The 6,653-nt window shown below is 57.3% G+C and carries 7 protein-coding genes and 1 pseudogene; 6 read left to right on the forward strand and 2 right to left on the reverse strand.

Features of this window, described 5'->3' with window-relative positions; translation table 11 throughout:
- Nucleotides 1-516 precede the first annotated feature (516 nt).
- Nucleotides 517-603: a hypothetical protein gene (locus X757_RS1000000169745; RefSeq protein WP_348524486.1), complete on the forward strand. Its 87-nt coding sequence runs from the start codon at nt 517-519 to the stop codon at nt 601-603.
- Between the two features lie 475 nt (nt 604-1,078).
- Here the strand turns inward: X757_RS1000000169745 and X757_RS1000000169040 are convergent, their stop codons facing one another.
- On the reverse strand, nt 1,079-1,432 hold the full coding sequence (locus X757_RS1000000169040; protein WP_245275079.1) for a cytochrome c family protein: 354 nt from the start codon (nt 1,430-1,432) through the stop codon (nt 1,079-1,081).
- Nucleotides 1,350-1,919, reverse strand: coding sequence for an ankyrin repeat domain-containing protein (locus X757_RS1000000166790; RefSeq protein ID WP_306413632.1), 570 nt, complete (start codon nt 1,917-1,919; stop codon nt 1,350-1,352). Before X757_RS1000000166790 ends, X757_RS1000000169040 begins: the two co-directional genes overlap by 83 nt.
- Before the next feature lie 401 nt (nt 1,920-2,320).
- Here X757_RS1000000166790 and X757_RS09740 point away from each other — a divergent pair, with 401 nt between their 5' ends.
- The 5 genes and pseudogenes from X757_RS09740 to X757_RS0134395 form a co-directional block, all read left to right on the forward strand.
- Entirely contained in the window at nt 2,321-3,598 is a 1,278-nt protein-coding gene (locus tag X757_RS09740) for a hypothetical protein (RefSeq protein WP_023726887.1), read from the forward strand.
- Nucleotides 3,595-3,972 carry a hypothetical protein gene (locus X757_RS145150; RefSeq protein ID WP_023726888.1) on the forward strand — a complete coding sequence of 126 codons (378 nt, stop codon included), beginning with the start codon at nt 3,595-3,597 and terminating at the stop codon, nt 3,970-3,972. Before X757_RS09740 ends, X757_RS145150 begins: the two co-directional genes overlap by 4 nt.
- A 383-nt stretch (nt 3,973-4,355) precedes the next feature.
- Nucleotides 4,356-5,735: a DNA methyltransferase gene (locus tag X757_RS09730; protein WP_023726889.1), complete on the forward strand. Its 1,380-nt coding sequence runs from the start codon at nt 4,356-4,358 to the stop codon at nt 5,733-5,735.
- Nucleotides 5,732-6,181, forward strand: coding sequence for a DUF5681 domain-containing protein (locus X757_RS1000000165810; protein ID WP_023726890.1), 450 nt, complete (start codon nt 5,732-5,734; stop codon nt 6,179-6,181). Before X757_RS09730 ends, X757_RS1000000165810 begins: the two co-directional genes overlap by 4 nt.
- Nucleotides 6,178-6,653 (forward strand): annotated as a pseudogene (locus X757_RS0134395) (hypothetical protein); the annotation flags it as partial. The gene X757_RS1000000165810 and the pseudogene X757_RS0134395, both read left to right, overlap by 4 nt.

The following is a 6,653-nucleotide window of genomic DNA, read 5'->3' on the forward strand; positions in this document are numbered from 1 at the left end:
GACATTCCGGCTAGCGCGGACATCGCCTTCCCATGGGCAGAAATTAGTCTCCTGGGCCCGCCCACGTTTCTCTCAAGCCTCCGATTTCATGGCCGACAGGTTATCACGATGTGTCTGAAGGTGCAGAAGCTGATCGTGCCCCTTGGTTGTGCAGGGCCAACCTCCCAACACCCTTGAAAAGGACTTGAAGTCGTCCCGCACCGGAGCGAACGTCTTCGCATGATCGGGATAACACGGCGGTCACCAGACACCTGACGAGTTGAAGGAATGGGAGCGACGCTCCCTGGAAGGCGACTTCTCGCAAATGCCGCGTCCCTTCCGTTGGCGTCAGTCAGCGCGCTTTGCGCATTTCATGAATGGCTATAAGGAGGCGGGCGGTTTGATCAATTCGCTCGTCTGCACCGCAGAATTGCCAGAGATGTCCTGGACGGCCGTTCGCCGTGGTACGGAAGCGCGCGGGACTTTATGGCTCTGGCTGAGGGCGTCCTTGACGGCCTGTGCGAAGACAACGCGAGGATGGAGGGCATCAATACAGCACCCGCGTTCCGCGACGCCTTCATGTCCAAACGCTGCCTGATCCCTGCCGACGGCATCTCGCCGTGAGGAAGAAATGACGCTGAGGACGCCAACTGTCGTCGGGTCCGCTGGCTGCATGGGTCACGCCGCAGGCGTTGCAATCCCTTCTAAAGCGATGATCCTGGTGTTAGCGGAACGTTTGCGGATCNAACGACGATCTCCGTGGCGACATCCAGCGCCAGCGCGCTTTTCGATGATTGTTGGCGCTGCCACGGCTTTCCTTCATTCGCATGGTTCGCAAAGATTAGCATGATCGCATGCTCTCGTGTCTGGCGGTCTCCCTCAAAGCGTCATCGACCGCCCTTCAGATGAGACACCGCCGTCTCGACAGGTAGGCTCGGCAGGGTTCGGTTTTTCTTCGGTCCTTTTCATCCAAAACTTGTCGAAAAGCGCGAATGAAAATAGGAAATATGCAACCTGAAAGATGATAAAAATCAGCAAGGTCCATGCAAGGGACTTCCAGAACGAATCCGTTGCTAGGGCGTGTACTCATAAACGACGTTCAGTCGGTCAACGTTTTCGACCAACCTCGGCCCTTTTGCCTAATAGCTCCTAGGGCAGTGGGAGCGGTTTGTCGCTGAGTGTACGCAAGTAGGCGATCAGGTTGACCCGTTCGGTCNCGTTCGGTCTCGTCCGGGACGCCAGGCACCTCCATGTAAACACCCGGCGTGGTGAGCATGGGCTCAAGCAGATATTTGTTCAGGTCCTCGTACGTCCATACACCCTCTAAAGCCAGCAAGGTGTCGGAGTAACGCATGTTTGCCATGGATGCCTTATCGCGGCCGACGACGCCCCATAAGTTCGGTCCCGTTTTGATCCCTCCCTGTGGCTCGGCATTGTGGCAACCGTGGCACACGTGTGTGAAGTAGGTTCGGCCTTTCTCGACATCGGCAGCANGTCTTCGCATTCACGTCCGCGCCGGCCTCAACCAGTGCTTTCACGCAATCGAGGCAACCGAGATTGACCGCGATGTGGATAACGTTTTCGCGGCTGCGCTTCGAATTTGGATTTGCGCCCCCGTCCAGCAACAGATTGATCAAATCGGTTCTGCGTTTTGCCAAAGCCAGAATAAGGGCAGGACCCAATCGCGGGTCCGGGACGGCGTTGACGTCGGCACCGCGTTCAATGAGCAGTTTTGCCGCTGCAAAATGACCGCCTTTGNTCCCAAGGCAAACTGCGGTACGGGTCATGCTTTCAAGGCCGCAAAAACATACCACGAATGCCGGATCGTAGCCACCCAACCGGTGCCTGGAAACGAATCGCAAGGTCGATCCGTCCGGCTGTGGCTTCGGGCTTATGAGTCCACAACCTAGAACCGCGTCGGGTAACACCGCCCTGCACATACCCTAGATGTCTTCCCTTTTGTGAACCCTCCGCCTTCCGAACTCTCGGAAGAGCCCAAAAAGGTCCCGGGTCGCCCAGATCCCACTCGCCCGTCAGACCTATTCGATTTCGTCCGCCATCCTTCTAGCTGCAAGGCCCGTGCAGGCGCTCAAGTCCGCATTATTGGAGCTGATGGTCAACCGGTCGCCAGTTCCCGACTGCATATTATGCGACTTTGGGCGCCGTGTGCCCAATTCGCTCGCCGAGAGCAGATGGCCTCGACAATTCGAGTTGACTGTCGTTCCAGATCGAGCGCAAATCCGTATCATGAATTGTCGTGAACGTCGGAATAATATAATCGAAATATTTCCGATGATGGTTTCCATTTTCATGACAAAATATTGGAGATGGCGACCCTCGAATGAGTGCTTTATTATTTTCCGACTTCAATTCAACAGATACCGAGACACTGGCCCGTCGTTCTCTAACGCAAAACGCAACGCCTAGATCAGGCCAGGCGCCAGATTCGAATGCGCTGTCGCAGCACGCTTATGACGAGCGTTGGCTACAAGATCTGCTGTTTCGGCATCCAGAGTTGATCGTGGCCGACCGGCTTGATGGCGGCTTGAGCGATGTCGTCCCCTTATGCCGGGAACTCGCCATTCCTCGTGCAAGCGGGACAGTGTTCGCGGATATTCTGGGCGTGGCAAGAACCGGCCGACTGGTCATTATTGAGTGCAAGCTTTGGCGTAACCCGCAGGCGCGTCGGGAGGTGTTGGCGCAAATCCTGGAGTATGCCGCGCTGCTGCGACGCTGGAGCTTTGGCGATCTGACCGCGGGGATAAGACGCAAGCTGGCAACCCATGTGCCGAACCCGATCTTTGCCGCGGCGAAGCTTCGGTGGCCAGAGCTCGAGGAGGCTCCATTTGTTGATGCCATGACGCAATCGCTAAAGCTGGGTGACTTTCAGCTCATTATCGCCGGAGATGGCATCCGCTCGGATACGCATGCGATTGCCGAGCATCTAAATTCGCAAGGCGCCGGCCTGGCGCAACTGACATTGCTTGAGATCCAGCTTTGGCAGGCGGCATCAGGAGCCATTGTCGTGGTGCCAATGGTGCCACTGCGTACCGAAGTCCTTCAGCAGAGAGTTTTGGTCAACGGTGAAGGCATACCGCTCCAATTGGAGACCCAAGAGATAGGGGCTACCCAGGCTGACGAGAGTATGGAGAGCGTTGTCGATCCAGACCGCGTCAACCGGCGAAGCATCAACCGCGCGTTCTGGCAGCGCTTCATTGATCAGGTGCAATTCGACCACTCAGACCAACTGCCCCCGCGGCATGGCGGCGACAATTGGGTCAGGATTCCCCTACCCGAGCCAATCGGCTGGATAACAGGCTTTCGTTCGACCGGCACCAGAGCTGAGGTCGGGCTGTTCCTGACCTTTCGTGACGAGGACGGTCAGACCCTTTTTGATGAGTTCCACAACGACATTGCAGAGCTGCGCAGCGAAGGTAGCCTTGACCTGATCGCGAGGTCGAAATCCGCCGCACCGTTCTGTGCGGAACTCGGCGTGTTCAGGCCACGCTCGGACTTCGCGAGCGATGACCAGCTACTCGACTGGCTCTGCGATGCAGCAAATCGCTTTGTCTCTCTGATCCGGCCTCGGCTTAGCGTACTAGCGGAAGCCGCCGAATGACACGGCTTCTCAAGTGGGAACGACTGGCCTTAAAGGGCGACTTCTCGGCGATGCCGATACCGTTCGCCTGGGATCAATCAGGGCGTTTCGCACATTTCCTGAATGGCTACGAGGTCACCGGAGGAATGGACCCTCTTGCCGAACTTTCCAACGCGATGTCAGCGCGAGTCCGCGAGACCGGCAAATGGGAAGGCAGTGCGCTCGAGCTTTGGCTCTGCCTTTTCTTCCAGCATCGAGCGCATCGTCATATGGGTTCGGAAGGTAGCGAGCCGATGCTCGACGGACTTTGCGAAGCGCTACGTATGGCGCTCAGTCGGCTGTCTCCAGCCGAGGCCAAAGCATTGGCTTCGCGGCTCAACCAGAACGCTAGTTAGGCGATGTGCTTTTGGCTTGCGACGCACGATTGCTTAATCGATGAACTCTTGCACGTCAGCTGTCGGCTGACCCAGTCGCGCTTTGGGTGATGAACAGTTGAGGCAGGCTATCGTTCCTCAGTATCAGAGTGGACGACTGCAGACGCCGAGAAGGTCAAAGTAAAAATATTTGTCGGTACCTTGTGATTATCATATGTCCCGACAAAATTTTTTGCCGGGCCATCCCGCTCTCTAGTGCCGACCATTTGCGTCCACAGAAATCTTTTTACGGCATCAAATCGGTGAATGGCCACTTCTTTCACTTTTCTTGAATCAGAAACATTGAGATTTCTTCTCAGCGAAGGGGCGCTGTCAGTTAACGCGCTCGACGTTCAGAGGATCTCATGGCCACCAAAATCAACTCAGTTTCAATCGACGCACTCATCCCCTACAGCAACAACGCACGGACCCATTCCAAGAGACAGATCAGACAGATTGCCGACAGCATCCAAAAGTTCGGCTTCACCAACCCAGTTCTAACCGACGAGAGCAACAATGTCCTTGCTGGCCATGGTCGCCTAGCGGCAGCGCGCCTGCTCGGGCTGAAGGAGGTGCCGACGCTTTCCATCACCCATCTCAGCGCTGCCGAAAAACGCGCCTACATTGTTGCCGACAATCGGCTCGCCGAGAAGGCCGGCTGGGACAAGCAGATCCTGGCCATTGAGCTACAGGCGCTAGTCGATCTCGACTTCGACGTCGCGATCACCGGCTTCGATATCCCGGAGGTCGACCTGATCATCAGCGAGTTCTCGCCCGACAATCAGGACGATGAAGTCGATGAGGATGAGCCGGGCCTTCCGGAGAAATCAACAGGACCAGCAGTAACTCGGCCTGGCGATCTGTTCCTGCTCGGCGATCATCGATTGCTTTGCGGCAACGCGCTTTCGGCAGCGAATTTCGAGACGCTGATGCAGGGGGAGAAGGCGTCCGTCTGTTTCACAGACCCGCCCTACAACGTTCCGATCGGCGGACACGTCAGCGGGCTTGGCAAGACGAGCCACCGGGAATTTGCAATGGCATCCGGCGAGATGTCCGACGACGAGTTCGCAGGGTTCCTGGAACAGTCGTTCTCACTGATTGCTGGGTCGAGCAAGCCGGGCGCTATCGCCTTCGTGTGCATGGATTGGCGTCATATCGCAGAGACCACATTGGCGGGTAAACAGACGTTCGGCGATCTGCTCAATCTGTGCGTCTGGAACAAGACTAATGCCGGCATGGGCAGCCTCTACCGCTCTCAGCACGAACTGGTGCTGGTGTTCAGGAATGGCAAGGAGCCGCATCGCAATAATGTTGAACTCGGCAAACATGGACGTCACCGCAGCAATGTCTGGACCTATCGCGGCGCCAACAGCTTTGGCACCTCGCGAATGGAAGAGCTCGAAGCGCATCCCACCGTCAAACCTGTCGCTCTGGTTGCCGACGCTCTGCTCGACGTCAGCCGCCGCGGCGACGTCGTGCTGGACCCTTTTGGCGGCTCGGGCAGCACGCTACTCGCATCGCACAAGACCGGGCGCCACGCACGCCTTATCGAGATCGATCCTGTCTATTGCGATCTGATCATCCGCCGCTTCGAAAGGCATACGGGCAAGCAGGCAACGCTCGCCACCACGGGCGAGACTTTCGAGGAACTGTTCGAGCAGCGTGGAAGCGTCAAAGCTTCCGGCGTACTCGCCAAAACAGCGTCCGCCACCCCAGCGCCTGAAACTGTGGGAGGCGTGCTGTGACCACCCGGAGAAAGAAATCTGCCGACTACTCGATAGGCTACGGCAAGCCTCCGGCTGAAACCCGGTTCCAGAAAGGAATGTCAGGCAATCCGAAAGGCCGGCCGAAAGGCAAAAAGAACATGAACACTATCGTACGCGAGACGCTCTTTGGGCCGATCCAAATCCAGCAGAATGGCAGGACGACGACGGTGACGGCGCTCGAGGCCATCCTCCTCAAAATGCGCAACAATGCGCTTTCAGGCGATTTCCGGTCGGCGGCCCATGCTCTTCAGCTCGCATCCCGTTGTGCCGAACTTGAGGAAAGCCGGCAACCCGATGCAGAGGTCGACGTGTTCGATCCGCAAACAATGGTCGACATGATGCGGGATTATCTCGACCACAAGGACTCGCCAGAGAACGATACCGAGACCCGTTCCAAGACCGGCGACGAGGGAGACGAGGAATGAACGCTCCAATCCCCCTACCGGGCCGACCATCCTCTTCGCCCGTTGCACCGACTGCCCTTCAGCTGCTGTTGGGCGCGGCCCGCGTTGACCTGGCGACCTTCGTGGCGCTGGCTTTCTCCGCCGTCGATCCAGGCGCCAAGTATTTGCCCAACTGGCACATTCGCGCCATTGCGCATCAGCTCGACCGCGTGTCCGCGGGCAAGTGCAAGCGCCTGATCATTACGATGCCGCCAAGATCGTTGAAGTCGGTCACAACCTCGGTCGCGTTCCCGGCATGGATTCTTGGCCGTGATCCGTCGAAGAAAATGATCTGCGTCTCTTATGCTCAACCTCTTGCGGTCAAGCACGCCAACGACTTTCGAACAGTCGTCAACACCGCCTGGTACCGGTCGATGTTCCCGACCTTCAAGGTTAGCCCGCGCAAGAACACTGAAAATGAACTGCAGACCACGCTCGGCGGTGGACGCCTGGC

The sequence above is a fragment of the Mesorhizobium sp. LSHC412B00 genome (genome assembly GCF_000503035.1).
Lineage (GTDB): Bacteria > Pseudomonadota > Alphaproteobacteria > Rhizobiales > Rhizobiaceae > Mesorhizobium.

Excerpts from the sequence above, each read along its gene's own strand:
- X757_RS1000000169745 (WP_348524486.1), top strand. The coding sequence starts at position 517 with ATGGAGGGCATCAATACAGCACCCGCGTTCCGCGACGCCTTCATGTCC.
- X757_RS09730 (WP_023726889.1), top strand. The coding sequence starts at position 4,356 with ATGGCCACCAAAATCAACTCAGTTTCAATCGACGCACTCATCCCCTAC.
- X757_RS145150 (WP_023726888.1), top strand. The coding sequence starts at position 3,595 with ATGACACGGCTTCTCAAGTGGGAACGACTGGCCTTAAAGGGCGACTTC.
- X757_RS09740 (WP_023726887.1), top strand. The coding sequence starts at position 2,321 with ATGAGTGCTTTATTATTTTCCGACTTCAATTCAACAGATACCGAGACA.